Origin of the sequence: Halomonas faecis (genome assembly GCF_010993975.1) — a bacterium.
Classification (GTDB): Bacteria; Pseudomonadota; Gammaproteobacteria; order Pseudomonadales; family Halomonadaceae; genus Halomonas; species Halomonas faecis.
Genome location: NZ_JAACZO010000032.1, coordinates 76928 through 97006 on the forward strand (window position 1 = coordinate 76928; position 20079 = coordinate 97006).

18 protein-coding genes are annotated in these 20079 nt (G+C 66.5%); all 18 read left to right on the forward strand.

The window, feature by feature from the left end; genetic code table 11:
- The first annotated feature begins 308 nt into the window (after positions 1 to 308).
- Positions 309 to 1529 carry a hydrogenase small subunit gene (locus GFD32_RS12170; protein ID WP_163576884.1) on the forward strand — a complete coding sequence of 407 codons (1221 nt, stop codon included), beginning with the start codon at positions 309 to 311 and terminating at the stop codon, positions 1527 to 1529.
- A gap of 9 nt (positions 1530 to 1538) precedes the next feature.
- Complete coding sequence (hybA, locus tag GFD32_RS12175) at positions 1539 to 2549, forward strand: hydrogenase 2 operon protein HybA (RefSeq protein WP_163576885.1); 1011 nt, start codon at positions 1539 to 1541, stop codon at positions 2547 to 2549.
- A gap of 4 nt (positions 2550 to 2553) precedes the next feature.
- Positions 2554 to 3693 (forward strand): Ni/Fe-hydrogenase cytochrome b subunit, encoded by a 1140-nt coding sequence (gene hybB, locus GFD32_RS12180; protein WP_205599126.1) that lies wholly within the window; start codon positions 2554 to 2556, stop codon positions 3691 to 3693.
- 26 nt (positions 3694 to 3719) lie between these two features.
- The gene (locus GFD32_RS12185; protein WP_163576887.1) at positions 3720 to 5420 is read left to right on the forward strand and encodes a nickel-dependent hydrogenase large subunit; all 1701 of its coding nucleotides are present in this window, start codon (positions 3720 to 3722) and stop codon (positions 5418 to 5420) included.
- A 74-nt stretch (positions 5421 to 5494) separates the two neighbouring features.
- Complete coding sequence (locus GFD32_RS12190) at positions 5495 to 6022, forward strand: HyaD/HybD family hydrogenase maturation endopeptidase (RefSeq protein WP_163576888.1); 528 nt, start codon at positions 5495 to 5497, stop codon at positions 6020 to 6022.
- Positions 6023 to 6026: 4 nt separating this feature from the next.
- Entirely contained in the window at positions 6027 to 6263 is a 237-nt protein-coding gene (locus GFD32_RS12195) for a HypC/HybG/HupF family hydrogenase formation chaperone (protein WP_163576889.1), read from the forward strand.
- A 9-nt stretch (positions 6264 to 6272) separates the two neighbouring features.
- Positions 6273 to 6848, forward strand: coding sequence for a [NiFe]-hydrogenase assembly chaperone HybE (hybE, locus tag GFD32_RS12200; RefSeq protein ID WP_163576890.1), 576 nt, complete (start codon positions 6273 to 6275; stop codon positions 6846 to 6848).
- Complete coding sequence (locus tag GFD32_RS12205) at positions 6848 to 7984, forward strand: nickel-dependent hydrogenase large subunit (RefSeq protein ID WP_163576891.1); 1137 nt, start codon at positions 6848 to 6850, stop codon at positions 7982 to 7984. Before hybE ends, GFD32_RS12205 begins: the two co-directional genes overlap by 1 nt.
- The gene (hypA, locus tag GFD32_RS12210) at positions 7984 to 8325 is read left to right on the forward strand and encodes a hydrogenase maturation nickel metallochaperone HypA (protein WP_163576892.1); all 342 of its coding nucleotides are present in this window, start codon (positions 7984 to 7986) and stop codon (positions 8323 to 8325) included. Before GFD32_RS12205 ends, hypA begins: the two co-directional genes overlap by 1 nt.
- On the forward strand, positions 8325 to 9245 hold the full coding sequence (hypB, locus tag GFD32_RS12215) for a hydrogenase nickel incorporation protein HypB (RefSeq protein WP_163576893.1): 921 nt from the start codon (positions 8325 to 8327) through the stop codon (positions 9243 to 9245). Before hypA ends, hypB begins: the two co-directional genes overlap by 1 nt.
- A 42-nt stretch (positions 9246 to 9287) precedes the next feature.
- Positions 9288 to 11672, forward strand: a complete 2385-nt coding sequence (gene hypF / locus GFD32_RS12220) for a carbamoyltransferase HypF (protein ID WP_163576894.1) — start codon at positions 9288 to 9290, stop codon at positions 11670 to 11672.
- 202 nt (positions 11673 to 11874) lie between these two features.
- Complete coding sequence (locus tag GFD32_RS12225; RefSeq protein WP_163576895.1) at positions 11875 to 12108, forward strand: HypC/HybG/HupF family hydrogenase formation chaperone; 234 nt, start codon at positions 11875 to 11877, stop codon at positions 12106 to 12108.
- On the forward strand, positions 12105 to 13271 hold the full coding sequence (gene hypD / locus GFD32_RS12230; protein WP_163576896.1) for a hydrogenase formation protein HypD: 1167 nt from the start codon (positions 12105 to 12107) through the stop codon (positions 13269 to 13271). Before GFD32_RS12225 ends, hypD begins: the two co-directional genes overlap by 4 nt.
- The gene (gene hypE / locus GFD32_RS12235) at positions 13261 to 14313 is read left to right on the forward strand and encodes a hydrogenase expression/formation protein HypE (RefSeq protein WP_163576897.1); all 1053 of its coding nucleotides are present in this window, start codon (positions 13261 to 13263) and stop codon (positions 14311 to 14313) included. Before hypD ends, hypE begins: the two co-directional genes overlap by 11 nt.
- A gap of 32 nt (positions 14314 to 14345) precedes the next feature.
- A complete protein-coding gene (locus GFD32_RS12240) occupies positions 14346 to 16097 on the forward strand; it encodes a hydrogenase maturation protein (protein WP_163576898.1) in 1752 nt (583 codons plus the stop codon).
- Complete coding sequence (locus GFD32_RS12245; protein ID WP_163576899.1) at positions 16094 to 17596, forward strand: sigma-54-dependent transcriptional regulator; 1503 nt, start codon at positions 16094 to 16096, stop codon at positions 17594 to 17596. The genes GFD32_RS12240 and GFD32_RS12245 overlap by 4 nt, the downstream gene beginning before the upstream one ends.
- A complete protein-coding gene (locus GFD32_RS12250; protein WP_163576900.1) occupies positions 17593 to 18615 on the forward strand; it encodes an NADH-quinone oxidoreductase subunit B family protein in 1023 nt (340 codons plus the stop codon). The genes GFD32_RS12245 and GFD32_RS12250 overlap by 4 nt, the downstream gene beginning before the upstream one ends.
- On the forward strand, positions 18612 to 20066 hold the full coding sequence (locus GFD32_RS12255; protein ID WP_163576901.1) for a nickel-dependent hydrogenase large subunit: 1455 nt from the start codon (positions 18612 to 18614) through the stop codon (positions 20064 to 20066). The genes GFD32_RS12250 and GFD32_RS12255 overlap by 4 nt, the downstream gene beginning before the upstream one ends.
- Positions 20067 to 20079: the final 13 nt, after the last annotated feature.

Below are 20079 nucleotides of genomic sequence, written 5' to 3' on the forward strand. Positions count from 1 at the left end.
TGACAGATAAAGCGCCGTGCAGAGCCTTGCAAAGGTGGATATCTGCTTTCCAGTTTGGGATGGCGTGTTGGAAGCCTGGTATCCATTAGCGGCTTTCCATGGCGGCATGAAGTCTTGCTCCAGATGCTGTATCGCCCCCTAGTCCCTTGCTTTGGCTGCCCTTGAAGCAACGCTGGCATGTTTTCTGCTCCATGATCATTGTCCGGGCAGTGCCATGGAGCGTCATGGCCGGCCTTGGGCCAACCAATAAGAAGAAACCGTGGCCTCCATGGCTCCGGCAATGGTGGCAATGGTTAGGGGAGAAAGGCATGCCATATTCAACCGACTGTGACGAGAGCGAGGGATTCGAGCAGTCATATCGAAACATCGAGACACGGTTGCAGGTATCGCGCCGGGACTTCGTCAAGTTCTGTGCCGGGGTGGCGGCGACCCTGGGCCTGCCAGCCAGCATGGCGCCCAGGATTGCCGAGGCAGTAGAGCAGCGGGTCGAACAGGCTGCGAAACGCCCGGCGGTCATCTGGCTGTCGGGGCAGGAGTGCACGGGCTGCACGGAATCCTTGCTGCGTTCCAACCATCCGACTGTCGAGCGGCTTATCATGGACATGATCTCGCTCGACTATCATTACGTCCTGGCGGCGGCGGCCGGGCATCAGGTCAACGCCGCGAAGAAGGCGTCGATGAAGGAGAACAAGGGCAACTACCTGCTGGTAGTCGACGGCGCCGTGCCCACCAAGGACGGCGGCATCTACTGCAAGATAGCCGGCAAGCCCTTCATCGAGCACGTTGAGGAAGCCGCCGAGAATGCGGCGGCAATCATCAGCATCGGTTCCTGCGCTGCCTGGGGCGGCATTCCTTCCAGTGGCCCCAACCCTACGGGTGCCGTGGGTGTGGGCGAAGTGCTGCCCGGCAAGACTGTCATCAATGTGCCGGGCTGCCCGCCGAACCCTTACAATTTCCTGTCTACGGTCATTCACTTCCTGACCCTAGGCACCCTCCCGGAACTCGACCAGTACGGGCGGCCCACCTTTGCCTATGGGCGGCTGATTCACGAGCACTGCGAGCGGCGAGCCCACTTCGATGCGGGTCGATTCGCAGCTCGCTTTGGCGATGAGGGGCATCGCCAGGGCTGGTGTCTCTACAAGCTGGGCTGCAAGGGCCCGGAAACCTACGCCAACTGCCCGGTTATCCTCTTCGGTGACGTGGGTTCGGGAAGCTGGCCGGTGGGTACGGGTCATCCCTGCTTCGGCTGCAGCGAGCAGGGAGTAGGGTTCACCAAGGCCACTCATGAGCTGGCCACCGTCAAGACGCACACCCCACCCAATGCGTTTCCCGGCACCGCCGAGCCGCGCGGTCAGGGGAGCAGCGTCACCGCCGCGGCGTTGCTGGCGGCGGCCGGTGGCGCCCTGCTGGGTGCGACGGCGGCTGGTGCCCTGCGGTTGAAACGCGACGAGAGCACGGCGTCGGCTCAGGTCGATGCCCACGACCGTGACGAGGCCAGTCGCGATCACGCCAGTCGCGATCAAGCCTAGGAGGGAGCCATGAACCGACGAGATTTCCTCAAAGGCATGGCCGGCGGGGCGGGGGCTGTGGCGGCAGGTGGGGCCACGACAGCAGACGCTCGGCCCAACCGGGAGCCAGCGCCGGAGGCGGTGGCCATGCTGTTCGACTCGACCCTGTGCGTGGGCTGCAAGGCGTGCGTGACGAACTGCAAGACGGTCAATGGCATGCCGCCGGAGGCACTGGCCGACGAGCGTTTGCCGCTGTGGGATTCTGCTCCCGGACTGTCGGCCAAGACGCTCAACGTGATCCAGGCCTATACCGATGGCAGCGCTGAAGTGAAGGACCGCGAGCAGGACGGCTTCGCCTTCGTCAAGCGCAACTGCATGCACTGTGTCGACCCGGGCTGCGTCTCGGTGTGTCCGGTCAGCGCCATGACCAAGGACGGCAACAACGGCATCGTCTATCACGATCCCGATGCCTGCATTGGCTGTCGCTACTGCGTCTTCGCCTGCCCCTATGACGTGCCCAAGTTCGACTTCGAGTCGTCGTATGGAACCATCAACAAGTGCCAGTTCTGCAACCAGCGCGGCGTGGAACGACTGGACCACGGCCTGTTGCCGGGCTGTGTGGAGGCGTGCCCGACCGGCGCCACGCTGTTCGGCACCCGGGAAGAGATGCTCGAGGAGGCCCGGCGGCGTCTGTCGCTGACTCCTGGCAGTGAATATGCCTATCCGCGGGAAACCCTCGATGCCGGCCTGGAGGTGACGTCCACAGTGCCGGCCTACTACCCGACGATCTATGGCGAGAAGGAGGGCGGCGGTACCCAGGTGCTGCACCTGTCCGGGGTCGCCTTCGACAAGCTGGGCCTGCCGATTCTGCCCGAACGCTCCTATGCGTCGCGATCCGAAGGGCTGCTCGGCACCATCTACAAAGGCATGTTCGCCCCCGTGGCGCTGTTTGCCGGCATGGCCTGGTTTGCCCGTCGCAACCTGCAACGCCAGGCGGAAACCGAAACCCAGCGCGCTGACGCGCATGATGACAGGGGGTGACGAGATGGAGCGCGCGCATCCGATAGGTGGCCGCCTGGTCACGCCGTTCACGACGCTGCTGGCGCTGCTGTCATTGATTGCCCTGTGGGTGCTGGCACAGCGCTTCGTCCACGGCTTGGGAGCGGTCACTCACCTGAACAACGGCTATCCTTGGGGAATCTGGGTGGTCTTCGACGTGGTGGTCGTCACGGGGTTGGCCTGTGGTGGCTATGTGGTGGCGTTCAGCGTCTATGTCGCCAACCGCTTTCAGTACCACCCACTGGTACGCCCGGCCATGCTGGCCAGCCTGCTGGGCTATGGGCTTGGCGGCCTCGGCGCCGTGGTCGACATGGGGCGCTACCTCAACGTGTACAACATCTTCCTGCCGTGGCAGATGAACTTCACCTCGGTGATGCTGGAGGTGGCGCTTTGCGTGGCCATCTACATCCTGGTGTTGATGGTCGAGGCCTCACCGGCGTTTCTGGAGCGCTTCAAGCTGCATCGTCACAAGCGCAAGCTGGAGCGGGTGATGTTCCTGTTCATTGCCCTGGGCCTGGTGCTGCCGACCATGCACCAGTCGTCGCTGGGCACGCTGCTCGTTGTTCTGGGCAACCAGATTGCGCCGCTGTGGCAATCCTATGAGCTGATGCCGCTGCTGGCGCTGCTCTCCGCCGCCATCATGGGTTTCTCGATCCTGCTGTTCGAGGGCTTCTTCTCGCAGTTGGGCTTTCGCCGTGCCTCGGAAGCACCGCTGCTGGCAGCGTTTGCGCGCCCGCTGACGTGGCTGCTGGTGGTGTGGCTGGTGGTGCGCTTCGCCGAGCTGACGCTGCACGGCAAACTGGGAGACGCCTTCACCCCGGGCGGGTTGGCCGTGGCGTTCTGGTTGGAGACCCTGCTGTTTGCCCTGCCGCTGTGGGTCCTGGTGTCACCGCAGCGGCGTCGCCAGGCGCACCTGCTGCTGATCGCGGCGGTGGCCATGCTCCTGGCGGGAACGGTCTATCGCGTGAATGCCTTTCTGATCGCTTACCTGCCGCCGGCGGGGTATCAGTACTTTCCTTCCGCAACGGAACTGCTGCTGACCATCGGGCTGGTGGCCCTGAAGATCCTGGTGTTCATCCTCATCGTGAAGCGCTTCCCGATCATCAGCGCTCCCGCACGCACCTGAACTCGCAATAACAAGAGGACGCTCACGTGGCGAAACGAATCACCGTCGACCCGGTAACGCGCATCGAGGGGCATCTGCGCATCGATTGCGAAGTCGAGAACGGCAAGGTTTCCAAGGCTTGGTCCTCCGGCCAGATGTGGCGAGGCATCGAGCAGATACTGCAGGGGCGAGATCCGCGCGATGCGTGGATCTTCACCCAGCGGATCTGCGGGGTGTGTACCACCGTGCATGCCATCGCTTCAGTCAGGGCCGTGGAGAATGCGCTGGACCTGGAAATTCCCCTCAACGCCCAGTACATCCGCAACCTGATCGTGGCCGCCCACGGTATCCACGATCACATCGTGCACTTCTATCAGCTCTCGGCTCTGGATTGGGTGGACATCACCTCGGCCCTGAAAGCCGATCCGAAGAAGGCGGCCTCCCTGGCGCAGAGCCTGTCCGACTGGCCGCTGAACAGCCACCAGATCATGAAGTCGACCCAGGAGAAGCTGAAGACCTTTGTCGACAGCGGCCAGCTGGGGATCTTCGCCAACGGCTACTGGGGTCACCCGGCCATGAAGCTCTCGCCGGAGGTCAACCTGCTGGCGGCGGTGCACTACCTGCAGGCGCTTGAGGTGCAGCGTACGGCCAACAAGATCGTTTCGGTGCTGGGCTCGAAGACGCCGCATATCCAGAACCTCGCCGTCGGCGGGGTGGCCAACCCCATCAACTTCGACAGTCAGGCGACGCTCACCCTCGAGCGGCTGATGCTGATCAAGGAGGCCATCGACGAGCTGGGTTCGTTCATCTACAACGGCCTGCTGGTGGACGTGGCCGCCGTCGGTTCCTTCTACGCCGACTGGACCCAACACGGCGCCGGCATCACCGACTATCTCTCCGTACCCGATCTGCCCCTGGATACCGCCGGCACGGCGTTCGGGATGCCGGGCGGCTTCATCAAGGGTGGCGATCTTTCCACCTTCCAACCGATCACCCGGTTCGGCGATCCCTGTCTGCTCGACGGCGTGGCCGAGAGCAACAAGCACGCCTGGTACGAGGGCAGCGATCCACTGCATCCCTTCGATGGCCGTACCGACCCCGAGTACACCGACTTCCAGGACGATGGCAAGTATTCCTGGATCAAGGCGCCGACCTTCCATGGCCAGCCCGCTCAGGTGGGGCCTCTGGCTCAGGTGCTGTGCGGCCTGGCCAGCGGTGATCATCGGACCCAGGCGGCGACGGACTATTTCCAGGACAAGGTCAAGGCGGTATTGGGAGAAACGCTGCCGCTGTCGGCCTTCCACTCGACGATCGGTCGTCACGGGGCGCGCGCCATTCGCTGCGCCGTGCTCTACGAGAACCTCAAGGAGCAGTGGCAGCTGCTGATGGACAACATTGCTACCGGGGATCACGAGACCTTCAATGCGCCGAGTTTCCCCAAGGGGGAGATTCGCGGAATGGGGTTCCACGAAGCCCCGCGCGGGATGCTTTCCCACTGGGTCGTCATCGAGGATGGCAAGATCCGTAACTATCAGTGCGTGGTGCCCTCCACCTGGAATGCCGCACCGCGCAACGCCGAGGATGCACCTGGGCCCTACGAGAAGTCGCTGCTGGATACGCCGGTGGCCGACCCTGAGCTGCCCCTGGAGATCCTGCGTACCGTCCATTCGTTCGATCCCTGCATTTCCTGCGCAATTCACCTGCATGACACCGAAGAACAGAGCGTCGTCAGCGTAAAGGCCGTGTAAGCGATCATTGCCACGCATCCAGCGTGATGAGCGCTGGGGACAAGGCGAAGCAAGACGCCATTAAGGAGAAAACCATGAGCGCAGTGATTCTGGGGGTCGGCAATATCCTGCTCAGCGATGAAGGAGTCGGGGTGCGTGTCGTTGAACAGATCCAGTCGCGCTACCGCCTGGATGAGGATGTCGCGGTGATCGACGGCGGCACCTGCGGCATGGATCTGATGGACGAGCTGGCCGCGCGTGACCTGGTGATCGTCGTGGATGCGGTGCGCACGGGCGAGCCGCCCGGCACGCTGGTATCACTGAGCGGCGAGGCGGTTCCGGCCCTGTTCCGGGAGCGCATCTCGCCCCATCAGTTGGGTGTCTCCGACCTGCTGGCGGCGCTGACCCTGCTGGGGCGCTCGCCTCGACAATTGGCGCTGGTAGGCGTGGTGCCAGAAAGCATGGGGACCGGCCTGACGCTGTCGGACAGCGTGACGGCCTGTCTGGAACCGCTGGTCCAGACGACCCTGGAGGTACTTCGGGAGCATGGTTGGCAGGCCTGGCCTAAGCCAGCCGAGGCCGCTGCCGACAGCGCTTCGGTTATCGCGACCGCGGCGGGCTAGCGCCATGTGTCTCTCCGTGCCTTCCCGGGTGGTCGAGACCAACGGCGAAATTGCGCTGGTGGAAGCGTTTGGCCAGCGGCGCCAAGTCAGCCTGCTGATGCTGGACGAGGCCGTGGACGAGGGCGACTACCTGCTGGTTCAGGCCGGCGGCTTCGCCTACCAGAAGGTAGCGCCGGCCCAGGCGGAAGAGGCGCTGGCACTGCTGGAAACCCTGGGGCTGGCTCCATCGCTACCACAATGAGGTCCTGTCATGACGGAAGCTACGCAATCCACCCCCCGCGCTTACGCCGAGGATCCCTCCCGGCAGTTGGAGTCGGTGTTCGAGGCGATCTACTGGCAGCGGATGCAGGGTGTCGACTTGATCAATCCCTTGCTGCCGATCAAAGCCAGCGGATTTCGTCTATGGGAAGGTAGTTGGGTGGGGACGCTGCTCACCCCCTGGTTTCTCAACCTGATGGTGCTGCCGGCCGACTCCGGGTGCTGGGAGGGCCTGGCCTGCGGCGAGCGCCGCGGTCTGCGCTTTCCTGCCGGCGAGTTTCCCTTTGCCGGGGGGCACGAGCCGGGCATCGGCGACTACCTGTTCTGTTCGCTGATGTCGCCGGTTGGCGATCTGACCGACCCCCTGGCGGCGGTCGAGCTGGCGGAAGAGGTGATGACGTTGCTGATGACTCCGCCCGAACCGGCGGAGGAGGAGGCGACCATGGCGGAAACACCGGAAAAAGCGCTGCCCTGTGCTACCGCTGCGCGGGGGCTCAGCCGACGCGACTTCCTGCGCGGCGGCTCGGCGGCACTTGATGACGCTCGGCTGATTCACGTCGAGCGCTGATGAGTACGCTGGCGTTTCGCGAATCGGCTGCAGCGCCTGCTGCGTCTGGCCCTGCGGCGCTGCTGCTGAAGCTGTCGATCGAGCGTGGGCGTGTTGCAGGGGTCGAGGTGGTGCCAAGAGAGCAGCCCGCGTTGGGCCGGCTGTTGATGGGAGCCACGCCGGAGAGCGTCAGGCAGCGCGTGCCGTTGCTCTATGCGGTGTGTCGCGAGTCGCAGCGTGTGGCGGCGGAGTTGGCCCTGCGGGCGGCGGCCGGTGATGTCGCCCGCGTCAGTGCAGCGGACCGCACGGCCGTGCTTCTGGAGTGTCTGCGCGAGCATCTGTGGCGCCTGGTCGTGCGGTTGCCGGGGTTGCTGGCCCGGGGGAGCGCCGATGGGCGGCCGGCGATCGCCGCACTGATGGCACTGACGAAGGCACCCGAGGCCGAGCGTCGCGACAGGGCGCTGGCGTTCCATGAACGGTTGCTGGCGCTGCTGGGGAGCGCCGAGTTGGCTACGGTGGCGCAGGCGTCGATCTGGCTTGACCGGTCGTCAGCGGTGGTGCCGACGGCGCTGCGAGCCCTCCGTGAGTCGTTGCGGGACGCGGGGCCGATGCACTTTGAGGGTGTGGCGGCGCTGACGACCGATGAGGCGCTGGCCGTCGCCGAGCACCTCTGGGAGCGTCCCGAGCTGGCAAGGTGGCCGGTGGCGGCGGACGGCCGGCCGCGCGGCACGGGCCCCGGGGCTCGGCTGCATGACCATCCGGTGGTGGCTTGGCTGGTATCGCATCGTGAGACGGCGCTGGCGCACTGGATGGCGGCCATTCTGGAGCTGCTGGATGGCGCGGCTTACTTGGCCGGACGGCATGGCCACCTGCCGCAAGTGGGAACGGGGTGCGCCAGGCCAGAGGCCGAAGGTGTCGGACTGGGGCTGGTCGAATCGCCCCGGGGACTGCTGGTGCATCGCGTGCGGCAGGAGGCCGGGCGCATTGTCGACTATCGGCTCCTGGCGCCCACCGAATGGAACTTCCACCCGCGGGGTGCCATCGCCGGGCTGCTGGTCGGCCAGCGCGAGCTTGCGGGGCTGACGTGGCAGAAGCAGAGCGAGCGTTTCGCCCTGGCGCTGGATCCTTGCGTGGATGTGGATATCGAGGTGGCGTGATGCATGAGATGTCGCTCTGTGAAGGGGTGATCCAGGTCATCGAGGAGCAGGCGTCGCAGCAGGGCTTCGAACGGGTACTGGGCGTGACGCTGGAAATCGGCGCCCTGGCCGGCGTGGAACTCGACGCCCTGCGTTTCTGCTTCGAGGTGGTGTGCCGCGACACCCTGGCCGAGGGGGCGGCGCTGCACATTCGCGAACGTGCCGGCAGGGCGCACTGCTTCGACTGCGACCGCCCGGTCGAGGTGGCGCAGCGATTCGACGCCTGCCGTGCCTGCGGCGGTTACCGCCTGCAGGTCACGGCGGGCGAAGAGCTGAAAATACAAGAGCTGGAGGTGGAGTGATGTGTACCGTCTGCGGGTGTGGCGAAGGCAGTCTCAGCATCGATGGGGCGTCCCATCACCATCATCACGAGCACGAGCACGAGCACGAGCACGAGCATGGGCATGGGCATGAGGCATCGCTGCACTATGGCAAGGGTCCGGCTCATGCCCATGCGCCGGGTCTGAGCCAGTCGCGCATGGTGCGTATCGAGCAGGACATCCTGGCGAAGAACGGCGCCTACGCCGAGGCGAACCGACGGCGTTTCGACGAGTTGGGCCTGTTTGCCCTCAACTTGGTATCCAGCCCCGGGTCGGGCAAGACCTCGTTGCTCACGGCGAGCATCCGGGGGCTCAGGTCACGCATGGCGGTGGCAGTGATCGAGGGAGATCAGCAGACCCAGAACGACGCGGCGCGTATCCGCGACACCGGCGCCCGTGCCGTGCAGGTGAACACCGGCAAGGGCTGCCATCTGGACGCCCACATGGTAGGCCATGCCCTGGAGCACCTGCTGCCGCTGCAGGATGCCACCCTGATGATCGAGAACGTGGGCAACCTGGTCTGCCCGGCAGGGTTCGATCTCGGCGAGGCGCACAAGGTCGCCGTGCTGTCGGTGACCGAGGGCGAAGACAAGCCCTTGAAGTATCCCGACATGTTCCATGCCGCGGACCTGATGCTGCTCAACAAGGTGGATCTGCTGCCGTATCTCGACTTCGACGTGGCGCAGTGCATCGACTACGCGCGGCGCATCAACCCGGACCTGGAAGTGATCCAGCTCTCGGCAACCACCGGGCAGGGAATGGAGGCCTGGCTGGATTGGGTGGAGGCCGGCTGGCAGCGGGCGGTGGCGCGTCGTCAGGAGTCGGTGGCGGCTTTGAAACAGCGCATCGCCGAACTGGAGGCGCGGCTGGAAGCGGCCGGGCTCTCGCCGGACGCGGCCTGAACGTCATGAGCCTGGGCGTCCTGGGCAGGAGCGTAATGGATCATGATCGTGTTGGATAAGTGCAGCCCGCTCACCGTCCAGCGCCTCGCCGTGCGCGTCCGCGGCCAGGTCCAGGGCGTGGGCTTCCGCCCCTTCGTGCATGGGCTGGCCGGTCGCCTGGGACTGGTGGGTTGGGTGCGCAACGACGCCGCCGGCGTCGAGCTGGAGGTGCAGGGCACCGACGCCGCGCTCGAGACGTTCCTGGCCGGCCTGGAACACGAACGGCCGCCGCTGGCGCGTCTGGAGTCGGTGACGCAAGCGCCGCGTGAGCCGTGCGACGACGAGGAGGGCTTTCGCATCGTCGCCTCGAGCCAGGGCGCGGTCAGCACCGGGATCACCCCGGATGCCGCCGTGTGCCGGCAGTGCCTGGACGAACTGTTCGATCCGGCGGATCGCCGCTATCGCTATCCCTTCATCAACTGCACCCACTGCGGTCCGCGCTATACCCTGACCGCCCGGTTGCCCTACGACCGCCCCCATACCAGCATGGCGGCCTTTGCCCTGTGCCCGCGCTGCGCGGCCGAGTACCGCGACCCCGCCCACCGGCGCTTCCATGCCCAGCCCAACGCCTGTGCCGAGTGCGGCCCGCGCCTGGCGTTCCACGCCGCGGACGGCCGCCGGGAAACGCGGTGCGACCCGCTGGCGGCGACGGCCGAGGCGCTGCGTGAGGGGATGATCGTCGCCGTCAAGGGCATCGGCGGCTTCCACCTGTGCTGCGATGCGCGAAACCCCCGGGCCGTGGCCAGGCTGCGCGAGCGCAAGCGGCGCGACGAGAAGCCCTTGGCCGTCATGGCCGTCAACGTCCGCTCGCTGGCGCCGCTGGCCACGGTCTCCCCGGGGGAGGCCGAACTGCTCGAGGCGTGGCAGCGCCCCATCGTCTTGCTCAACAAGCGGGCCGACTGCGACCGGCGCCTGCCCGGTATCGCCCCGGGCCTGGGCAGGCTGGGCGCGATGCTGCCCTATACGCCGCTGCACTACCTGTTGCTGCATGAGCTGGTGGGCCGGCCGGCGGGCACCGCCTGGCTCGATGCCCGCCAGGATGCCCTGCTGGTCTGCACCTCGGCCAACCTGGCCGGCGACCCGCTGGTCCACGACAACGCCGCGGCGCTGCAGCGGCTGGCCGGTATCGCCGATGCGTTCCTGATGCACGACCGCGACATCCTGGTGCGCTGCGACGACAGCGTGGTGCGCTGTGCCGCTGGAACCGGGGAGGTGGACGGTCACGATGCCGCAGCCTTCATTCGCCGTGCGCGCGGCTATACCCCCTCGGCCATTGGGCTGTCGCGTGCCGGCCCGTCGGTGCTGGCCACCGGTGGCGAGCTGAAGAGTGCCCTGTGCCTCACCCGCGACAGCCAGGCCTTCCTGTCGCAGCACATCGGTGACCTGGATCACGCCGAGACCTGCCGGACGCTGGAAGAGAGCGCCGATCACCTGTGCCGGGTCCTGGCGGTGCGCCCGGAGGCGCTGGCCTGCGACCTCCATCCCGATTTCTTCAGCACCCACCTGGCCGCCCGCCTGGCCGAGACCTGGGACGTGCCGTTGTTCACGGTGCAACATCATCACGCCCACCTGGCCGCCGTGCAGGCCGAATACGGCCTGGAGGGGCCGCTGCTCGGCCTGGCCCTGGACGGCGTGGGGCTGGGCACGGACGGTACCGCCTGGGGCGGCGAGCTGCTGCGCCTGGAGGGGGCGGCGTTCTCGCGCCTGGGCCATCTCCATCCGCTGCCGCTGCCGGGGGGCGACCGTGCCGCGCGGGAGCCCTGGCGCATGGGTGCGGCGGCCCTGCAGGCATTGGGGCAGGGCGAGCGGATCGCCGGTTACTTCGCTGATCGGCCGCAGGTCGAGGGCCTGGCGATGCTGCTGGCACGCGGCGTGCGCTGCCCCACGACGACCAGCCTGGGGCGCCTCTTCGACGCTGCCGCCGGGCTCTTGCGCATCAAGCCGGTAGCGCGCTACGAGGGCCAGGCCGCCATGTTGCTGGAGGGGTTGGCCGAGGCGCACGGCGAGGTGGCCGATCAGCCGGATGGCTGGACGCTGCGTGACGGCGTGCTGGATTTCCGGCCGCTGCTGGGGACGCTGCTCGACGAGCCCTCCGCTGCGCGGGGGGCGGCGCGCTTTCACGCCACTCTGGCGGCGGGGCTGGCCGAATGGGTCTGGCATCAGGCCCGAAGCGATGGCCTGCAGGACGTGCTGCTGGGCGGCGGCTGCTGTGTCAACCAGGTGCTGACGACGGCACTGGAGCGGCGCCTGCGGAACGCCGGGCTGCGCGTGTGGCAGGCGCAGCAGGCGCCGCCCAACGACGGCGGGCTGAGCCTGGGACAGGCGTGGGTCGCCCTGCAGGCGCTGCAGGACGGTAGTCCCTGCGGCGTGAATGATGACAGCGAGTGACAACAACGAGTATTAACGAGGCAGTGCTTTCGCAGTGATTTAGACGAGAGGCGCCGGGGGCAGGTCGAAAAGGGGGGCATTTGCCATGGATGGCAAATGTAGCGCCCAGGGAGGGGGGCACAGCGCCCCCTTGAAGACCTGTCGACGGATCAGCCTCGAGTCATACCGCTATCTGCGATAGCCCGAGTCAAAGGGGAAAACCATGTGTCTGGCAGTACCGGTTAAGGTGGTCGAATGTCTGGATGACGGCCAGGCGCTAATCGATGCCGGCGGGGTCAGCAAGGCCATCGATGTCAGCCTGCTGGAGACGGTCGCGCCGGGGGACTACGTCATCGTCCACGTGGGCTTTGCGATCAACCGCCTCGATACCGAGGAGGCCGAGCGTACCCTGGCGATGATCCGCGAGCTCGGTCTCGAACTGGGAGAATCGACATGAAGTACGTCGATGAATTCCGCGACGGCCGGCTGGCCCGCCGGCTGGCGGCTGCTATCGCCGAGGAAACCCGCTCGGATCGTCGCTACCACATCATGGAGTTCTGCGGCGGCCATACCCACGCCATCTCGCGCTACGGGCTGCGCGACCTGCTGCCGGACACCATCCGCTTCATTCACGGCCCGGGGTGTCCGGTCTGCGTGCTGCCGATCGGCTGCATCGACAATGCCATCGAGATTGCCCGCCATCCCGACACCGTCCTGTGCACCTACGGCGACACGCTGCGCGTGCCGGCCTCCGGCGGGATCAGCCTGCTCAAGGCCAAGGCCGCGGGCGCCGACGTGCGCATGGTCTACTCGGCCATGGATGCCCTGGCACTGGCGGAGCGCCACCCGGAGCGCGAGGTGGTGTTCTTCGCCATCGGCTTCGAGACCACGACGCCGCCCACGGCGGTGGTGGTCCAGGCGGCCGAGGCCAGGGGGCTGACCAATTTCAGCGTCTTCTGCAACCACGTCCTCACCCCGGCGGCCATCCAGAACATCCTGGAGTCGCCCGAGGTGCGCGAGCTGGGCACCGTGCCGCTGGACGCCTTCATCGGTCCCTCCCACGTCTCGGCGGTGATCGGCAGCCGCCCCTACGAGTACTTCGCCGAGGAGTACCAGAAACCGGTGGTGATCTCCGGCTTCGAACCCCTGGACGTGCTGCAGTCGGTGCTGATGCTGGTACGCCAGCTCAACGAGGGGCGCTTCGAGGTCGAGAACCAGTTCATTCGCGCGGTGAACCGCGACGGTAACCGCCAGGCGCAGCGGCGCGTGGCGGAGGTCTTCGAACTGCGCAAGTCCAGCGAGTGGCGGGGGCTGGGCGAAGTGCCCTACGGCGCCCTGCGAATCCGCGAGCGCTATCGGGACTTCGATGCCGAGCACCGCTTTGCGCTGCGCTACCGCTCGGTGGCGGACGCCAAAGCCTGTGAGTGCGGCGCCATCCTGCGCGGCCTCAAGCAGCCCTGGGACTGCAAGGTCTTCGGCACGGTGTGCACGCCGGAAAATCCCATCGGCTCGTGCATGGTCTCGGCGGAAGGGGCGTGCTCGGCCTACTACACCTACGGTCGCTTTCGCGACGGCCGGGCGGGTCAGCCGACTCGGGAGGAAGTGATTCATGTCCAGTAACGTCAAGCCCGGTTACGTGCGGCCGGTGGACTTCCGGCGCGGCATCGTCGACCTCGCCCATGGCGGCGGCGGCCGGGCCATGTCGCAGCTGATCGACGAGCTGTTCCGGCGCGAGTTCGACAATCCCTGGCTGGACCAGGGCAACGACAACGCCCTGCTGGCGCGTCCCGAGGGGCGGCTGGTCATGGCCACCGACAGCCATGTGGTGTCGCCGCTGTTCTTTCCCGGCGGCGATATCGGCAGCCTCTCCGTGCACGGCACGCTCAACGACGTGGCGATGAGCGGGGCGCGTCCCGTGGCGCTCTCGGCGGGCTTCATCCTGGAGGAGGGCTTTCCCCTGGCGGACCTGCGCCGCATCGTGCAGTCCATGGCGGCGGCGGCGCGCGATGCCGGCGTCCCGGTGGTGACCGGCGACACCAAGGTAGTGGAGCGCGGCAAGGGCGACGGCGTCTTCATCAACACCACCGGCATCGGGGTGGTGCCGGAAGGCGTCCACCTGTCGGGCGACCGGGCGCGGCCCGGCGATGCGATCCTGGTCAACGGCACGCTGGGCGATCACGGCGTGGCGATCCTGTCCCAGCGCGAGGGATTGAGCTTCGGCACCGGTATCGTCTCGGACAGCGCCGCCCTGCACGGACTGGTGGCAGACATGCTGGCAAACGCGCCGGGGCTGCGCTGTCTGCGGGACCCTACCCGGGGCGGGCTGGCGGCCACGCTCAACGAGCTGGCCCGGCAGTCGCAGGTCGGCCTGGTGGTCGAGGAAGACGCCCTGCCGGTGCGCGAGGAGGTGAAGGCCGCCTGTGAGCTGCTGGGGCTGGACCCGCTCTACGTGGCCAACGAGGGCAAGCTGGTGGCGATCTGTCCGTCCGGGGAGGTCGAGGCCGTGCTCGGTGCCCTGCGAGCGCACCCGCTGGGTCGCGACGCCGCGGTGATCGGCCGGGTGGTGGAGGATCCGCACCACTTTGTGCGGATGGAGACCAGCTTCGGCGGCGCTCGCAACGTGGACTGGCTGGCCGGTGAACAGCTACCGAGGATCTGTTGATCTCCCGACAATTAGAGCCGGGCGAGGAAGCCATGCGAATACTGTTTTTGACCCATGCCTTCAACAGCCTGACCCAGCGGCTCTTCGTGGAGCTGCGCCGGTTGGGGCATGAGGTCTCCGTCGAGTTCGACATCAACGACCGCGTCAGCGAAGAGGCGGTGGCGCTCTACGCGCCCGACCTGGTGCTGGCACCGTTCCTCAAGCGGGCCATTCCCGAGAGCATCTGGCAGAACCATCTTTGCTGGATCGTTCATCCGGGGCCGCTGGGCGATCGTGGCCCCTCATCGCTTGACTGGGCCATTGCCGAGAGCGCGCCGCGCTGGGGGGTGACGGTGCTGCAGGCCGAGGCGGCGATGGACGCCGGCCCGGTGTGGGCTTCAGTGCCGTTCGCCATGCGTCCTGCCACCAAGGGCAGCCTCTATCGCGGCGAAGTGACCGAGGCAGCGGTGCAGGCCGTGCGCCAGGCGCTGGACAACCTGGCCACGCCGGGCTTCACGCCCCAACGCGCGCCCGTCGGCGCGGATGGCCAGCCCGGCACCTGGCGCCCACTGATGTGCCAGGCCGAACGCGCCATCGACTGGTCGCGTGACGACACCGCCACGGTGCTGGCGCGCCTGAGCGCGGCGGATGGTCACCCGGGGGTGCTGGACGAGATCGGCGGTCTGCCGGTCTATCTCCACGCCCCCTGGCCGGAGTCCTCGCTGCGGGGCCAGCCGGGGGAGATCCTGGGCACGCGGGACGGGGCGATCTGTCGGGCCACCCTGGATGGCGCCGTCTGGATCACCCACCTGCGCGAGCCCAAGGGCCTCAAACTGCCGGCCACCCAGGTGCTGGGGGAGCGCCTGGCGGGGGTGTCCGACGTGCCGCTCGACCCCTTCGCAGTGCCGGCGGGAGAGACCTGGCAGGAGATCCGCTACCGCGAGGCCAACGGCGTCGGCTACCTCTTCTTCGACTTCCACAACGGGGCGATGAGTCCCGAGCAGTGCCGCCGTCTGCAACGCGCCTGCGAACGGGCCGATCAGTGCGATACCCGGGTGTTGGTGCTGATGGGCGGACGCGACTTCTGGTCCAACGGCATCCATCTCACCCGCATCGAGGCGGACGAACATCCCGCCGAGGCGTCGTGGGAGAACATCCAGGCGATGGACGACCTGACGCGCACCCTGATCGAGATGCGCGAGCGCCTGGTGGTGTCGGTCATGCGCGGCAACGCCGGCGCCGGTGGGGTGTTCCTGGCACTGGCCGCCGATCAAGTGTGGGCCACGCCGGGGGTACTGCTCAACCCGCACTACAAGAACATGGGTAACCTGTACGGCTCCGAATACTGGACCTACCTGCTACCGCGGCGCGTGGGCGAGGAGGCCGTCGATGACATCCTGGGCAATCGCCTGCCGCTGGGCACCCCGGAGGCGCTGTCGCTGGGGCTGCTGGATGCCGTGCTGGAAAGCCAGGGTGCCGGTGCCGAGGCCGAGGTGATGAGATGCGCCGAGGCGCTGGCCGGCAATCCGGCCCTGCCGGAACGGATTGCCGCCAAGGCGCGTCATCGTGCAGAGGAGGAGGCGCATCGTCCCCTGCAGGCGTATCGCGACGAGGAGCTGGCGCGGATGTCGCTGAACTTCTTCGGCTTCGACCCCAGCTATCACGTGGCGCGCTACAGCTTCGTATGGCGGCGCCCGCACTCGCGCACGCCGCTGCACCTGGCACTGCATCGCAGTCGGAAAGTGCGCAGTGGGAAGGGAGAGTGCCAGGGCATGGGCACGTTGGGAGCGGAGTCATCCGTATGACATCAGGTCGGCCAACGGTCCTGCTGGTGGATGACGAAACGCGGGTGCTGGAGTCGCTGACTCGAGCGCTGGACGAAGACTTCCAGGTCATCACCGCAGAGAGCGCGGAACAGGGGCTGGACGTTCTCGCGGCCGAGTTCGTGCAGGTGGTGCTCTGCGATCAGCGCATGCCCGGCATGAGTGGCGTGGAGTTCCTGAGCCGGGTGCGAGAAGGCTGGCCCGAGGTCGTGCGCATCATCATTTCCGGCTATAGCGACCCAGACGACATGTTGGAAGCTATCAATCGGGCGGGTATCTATCAGTTCATTCACAAGCCTTGGCGCCCTGAGAACTTGCTGCTGACGGTGCAACGCGCAGCCGAGATGCAACAGCTGCAAAGTGAGAACGAGCTGCTGAATCTGGAATTGCGGGCCGGTGTTTCGGAACTACGCCGCCAGGTGGCTGGAAAGCGGGAGCGGGTTCAGCGGCGTGAGCTGAGTGATGATCGCATCCTGCGCTGTGCCGACAGCCCCATGGCTGGGGTTTGCCAGCTGGCCGACAAGGTGGCGCAGTACGACATTCCGGTGTTGATCACCGGAGAGACGGGGACTGGAAAGGAGCTGATGGCGCGCGGTATTCACTACAAGAGCCCGCGCCGGGACAAGCCATTCGTGGTAGAGAATTGCGCGGCGCTGCCGGAAGAGCTGCTGGAGAGCGAACTGTTTGGCCACAAGCGCGGCGCTTTCACCGGTGCCTACCAGGATCGGGTCGGACTGTTCCAGCAGGCCGATGGCGGCACGATCTTTCTCGATGAGATTGGCGAGACCTCCCCCGGCTTCCAGGTCAAGCTGCTGCGCGTGCTGCAGGAGGGGGAAGTGCGGCCGGTCGGTGGAGCCAGCCCGATTCGCACCGATGTCAGGGTGCTTTCGGCAACCAACCGCAACCTGTGGTGTACCGTCCAGCAAGGTAGTTTCCGGGAAGACCTCTACTACCGCTTGAGCGCTTTTGCCTTGCACATGCCGCCGCTGCGCGACAGGCGCGAGGACATTCCGCTGCTGGCCAATCACCTGTTGCAGGAGATTGCCGCCACGATGGGCGAGTGGGTGGAGGGTTTCACCGATGAGGCCATGGCGTGCCTTGTTCGCTACCATTGGCCTGGCAATGTGCGTCAGCTGCAGAATGAGATCATGCGCATGGTTGCCCTGGGGGACGGCGAACGGCTCGGCGTTGAGCTGTTGTCCGATGTCGTGCAGGTGGCGCTAGAGACGCCCCCTCGAGACGAGGCGCCTATCCTGAATGGGGCGGCGGTGCCGGGGGAGAGGGCGATGACTTTGCAGGGGGCGACCGGCAGGGGCACCCTGAAGGAGCGGTTGACTGAGCTGGAAGTCGACATGATAGGACAGGCATTGCGTCGTCATCGCTGGAACAAGTCGCGGGTTGCCGAGGAGCTCGGGCTGTCGCGCGTTGGCTTGCGCAACAAGCTCAAGCGTTACGGTCTCGACGGTGAGGGGACGTCATGAAAGGGCATCACGATGGTGAAGCACTCAGTGTACTGTGGCTGCAGTCCGGCGGTTGCGGAGGATGCAGCATGTCGCTGTTGTGCGCCGACAGCAGCGATCTCTTTGCCGACCTGACGGATGCCGGTATCGACCTACTGTGGCATCCGGCCTTCAGCGAGCAGAGCGGCCAGCAGGCCCACGAGCTATTGCTGGCTTGCCTCAATGGAGAGCAGCGCCTCGACGTGCTGTGTCTGGAGGGAGCCGTCATGTGTGGCCCCGAAGGAACGGGGCTGTTCCATGTCCTGGCTGGCACCGGGCGGCCCATGATGGAGTGGGTGCGGGAGCTGGCCGAGGTGGCGCGCTACACGGTGGCGGTGGGAAGTTGCGCGGCGTTCGGTGGCGTGTCCGCCGTGGGGCATCAGCCCGGTGATGTCACCGGGCTGCAGTTCGAAGGGGAGCTGGCTGGCGGGCTTCTGGGGCCGGCCTATGCTGCCGGTAGCGGCATGCCGGTGATCAACATTGCCGGTTGTCCCACCCATCCGGGCTGGATTCTGGAAACGCTGTCGAACCTGGCGCTGGGGGAAATGGGTGAGGCGTCGCTCGATGCGCTGCATCGCCCGCGCTTCTATGCCGACCACCTGGTGCACCACGGCTGCGCGCGCAACGAATTCTATGAGTTCAAGGCCAGCGCCGAGGTGCCCGGCGACCTAGGCTGCCTGATGGAGCACCTGGGCTGCAAGGGCACCCAGGCGCATGCGGACTGCAATCTGCGTGCCTGGAACGGCGAGGGCTCCTGCCTGCGGGGTGGCTATCCCTGCGTGGCCTGCACGGAGCCGGGGTTCGAGCAGCCGGCCCATGCGGTTTGGCAGACTCCCAAGGTGGCGGGGATTCCGGTCGGCCTGCCGACGGATATGCCCAAGGCATGGTTCGTGGCACTGGCCGCCCTGTCGAAGTCTGCCATGCCCCGCCGCCTCAAGGAGAATGCCGTGACCGACCGTCGTCGCCTGATCCCCCATGTCAGCAAGACCGACTCATCATGAGCCGCCGTATCGTTGCCGGGCCGTTCAACCGCGTGGAGGGGGATCTGGAGATTACCCTTGACGTGGCGGATGGCAGGGTCCGACGGGCGTATGTCAATTCGCCTCTGTTTCGCGGTATCGAACGCGCCATGCTGGATCGCCCCGCCCTGGATGCACTTTTCTATGCGCCCCGCATCTGCGGCATCTGCTCGGTGTCTCAGTCGGTGGCCGCGGCCGACGCCCTGGCCGAGGTGGCCGGGGTCGAGCCCCCCTGCAATGCCGAGCTGGCGCGCAACCTGCTGCTGGCCAATGAGAACCTTGCCGACCATCTGACCCATTTCTATCTCTTCTTCATGCCGGATTTCGCCCGGGAGGAGTACGCGGCCGAGCCCTGGTTCGGAGAGATTCGCCAGCGCTTCCAGGCCGTCAAGGGCACGGCCACGGCGGATGCCGTGCCGGCCCGCGCGCGTTTCCTGCATCTCATGGGCTACCTGGGCGGCAAGTGGCCACATACCATGAGCCTGCAGCCGGGCGGTACGACGCGAGCCATCGAGCGCGGTGAGAAGGCCAGACTGCTGGGGGTGATTCGAGAGTTTCGGCGCTGGCTCGAGCGCCACTTCTTCGGCGATACCCTGGAGAGTTTTGCTGGCTTGAGTTCTCAGTCGCAGTTGGAGCGCTGGCTCGTCCAGGCGGCGCCGTCACGCTCGGATCTGGGGCGTTTCCTGAGGCTAGCCGAGGCGTTGGACCTGGCGTCGTTGGGACGCGGACCGGATCGGTATCTCAGCTACGGCACTTATCGCGAGGCAGGGCAACTGCTGTTTCCAAGGGGAGTATGGAGCGAGGGCATGGTGCATCCCTTGCGCCTCGACCAGGTGACTGAGGATAGCGCCCACGCCTGGATGTCAGGCGGATCGCGGTCGCTGCCACCCCATCAGGGTGTTACCGAGCCCGATGTTCATGGCACGACGGATGCCTATACTTGGTGCAAGGCGCCGCGCCTGGAAGGCATGACGATGGAAACCGGGGCACTGTCTCGGCAACTGGTCAGCGGGCATCCGCTGGCTGTCGATATGGTGTGCGACTCGGGTGGCAATGTCCGCAATCGGGTGGTGGCAAGGGCGCTGGAGCTGGCGCAGGTGTTGCCGCTGATGGAGCGCTGGGTCAAGGCGCTCGACCCCGAAGGGCCTTTCCGGGTTACCCTCCCGGAGACTCTGGAGGGCCAGGGCATCGGCCTGGTCGAGGCGGCGCGTGGCAGTCTGGGGCACTGGGTCACCATCGAGGCGGGGAAGATCCGTCGCTACCAGATCATTGCCCCGACTACCTGGAACTTCTCGCCCAGAGATCGCGATGCTATTCCCGGCCCGCTGGAGCAGGCACTGGTGGGCGTAACGGCTAGCGGAAGTGACGGTGGCGTTGCCGTTCAGCACGTGGTGCGTTCGTTCGATCCCTGTATGTCGTGCACGGTACATTGAAGGATTGGTAATC

Excerpts from the sequence above, each read along its gene's own strand:
- GFD32_RS12170 (WP_163576884.1), top strand. The coding sequence starts at position 309 with ATGCCATATTCAACCGACTGTGACGAGAGCGAGGGATTCGAGCAGTCA.
- hybA (WP_163576885.1), top strand. The coding sequence starts at position 1,539 with ATGAACCGACGAGATTTCCTCAAAGGCATGGCCGGCGGGGCGGGGGCT.
- hybB (WP_205599126.1), top strand. The coding sequence starts at position 2,554 with ATGGAGCGCGCGCATCCGATAGGTGGCCGCCTGGTCACGCCGTTCACG.
- GFD32_RS12190 (WP_163576888.1), top strand. The coding sequence starts at position 5,495 with ATGAGCGCAGTGATTCTGGGGGTCGGCAATATCCTGCTCAGCGATGAA.
- GFD32_RS12195 (WP_163576889.1), top strand. The coding sequence starts at position 6,027 with ATGTGTCTCTCCGTGCCTTCCCGGGTGGTCGAGACCAACGGCGAAATT.
- hybE (WP_163576890.1), top strand. The coding sequence starts at position 6,273 with ATGACGGAAGCTACGCAATCCACCCCCCGCGCTTACGCCGAGGATCCC.
- GFD32_RS12205 (WP_163576891.1), top strand. The coding sequence starts at position 6,848 with ATGAGTACGCTGGCGTTTCGCGAATCGGCTGCAGCGCCTGCTGCGTCT.
- hypA (WP_163576892.1), top strand. The coding sequence starts at position 7,984 with ATGCATGAGATGTCGCTCTGTGAAGGGGTGATCCAGGTCATCGAGGAG.
- hypB (WP_163576893.1), top strand. The coding sequence starts at position 8,325 with ATGTGTACCGTCTGCGGGTGTGGCGAAGGCAGTCTCAGCATCGATGGG.
- hypF (WP_163576894.1), top strand. The coding sequence starts at position 9,288 with ATGATCGTGTTGGATAAGTGCAGCCCGCTCACCGTCCAGCGCCTCGCC.
- GFD32_RS12225 (WP_163576895.1), top strand. The coding sequence starts at position 11,875 with ATGTGTCTGGCAGTACCGGTTAAGGTGGTCGAATGTCTGGATGACGGC.
- hypD (WP_163576896.1), top strand. The coding sequence starts at position 12,105 with ATGAAGTACGTCGATGAATTCCGCGACGGCCGGCTGGCCCGCCGGCTG.
- hypE (WP_163576897.1), top strand. The coding sequence starts at position 13,261 with ATGTCCAGTAACGTCAAGCCCGGTTACGTGCGGCCGGTGGACTTCCGG.
- GFD32_RS12240 (WP_163576898.1), top strand. The coding sequence starts at position 14,346 with ATGCGAATACTGTTTTTGACCCATGCCTTCAACAGCCTGACCCAGCGG.
- GFD32_RS12245 (WP_163576899.1), top strand. The coding sequence starts at position 16,094 with ATGACATCAGGTCGGCCAACGGTCCTGCTGGTGGATGACGAAACGCGG.
- GFD32_RS12250 (WP_163576900.1), top strand. The coding sequence starts at position 17,593 with ATGAAAGGGCATCACGATGGTGAAGCACTCAGTGTACTGTGGCTGCAG.
- GFD32_RS12255 (WP_163576901.1), top strand. The coding sequence starts at position 18,612 with ATGAGCCGCCGTATCGTTGCCGGGCCGTTCAACCGCGTGGAGGGGGAT.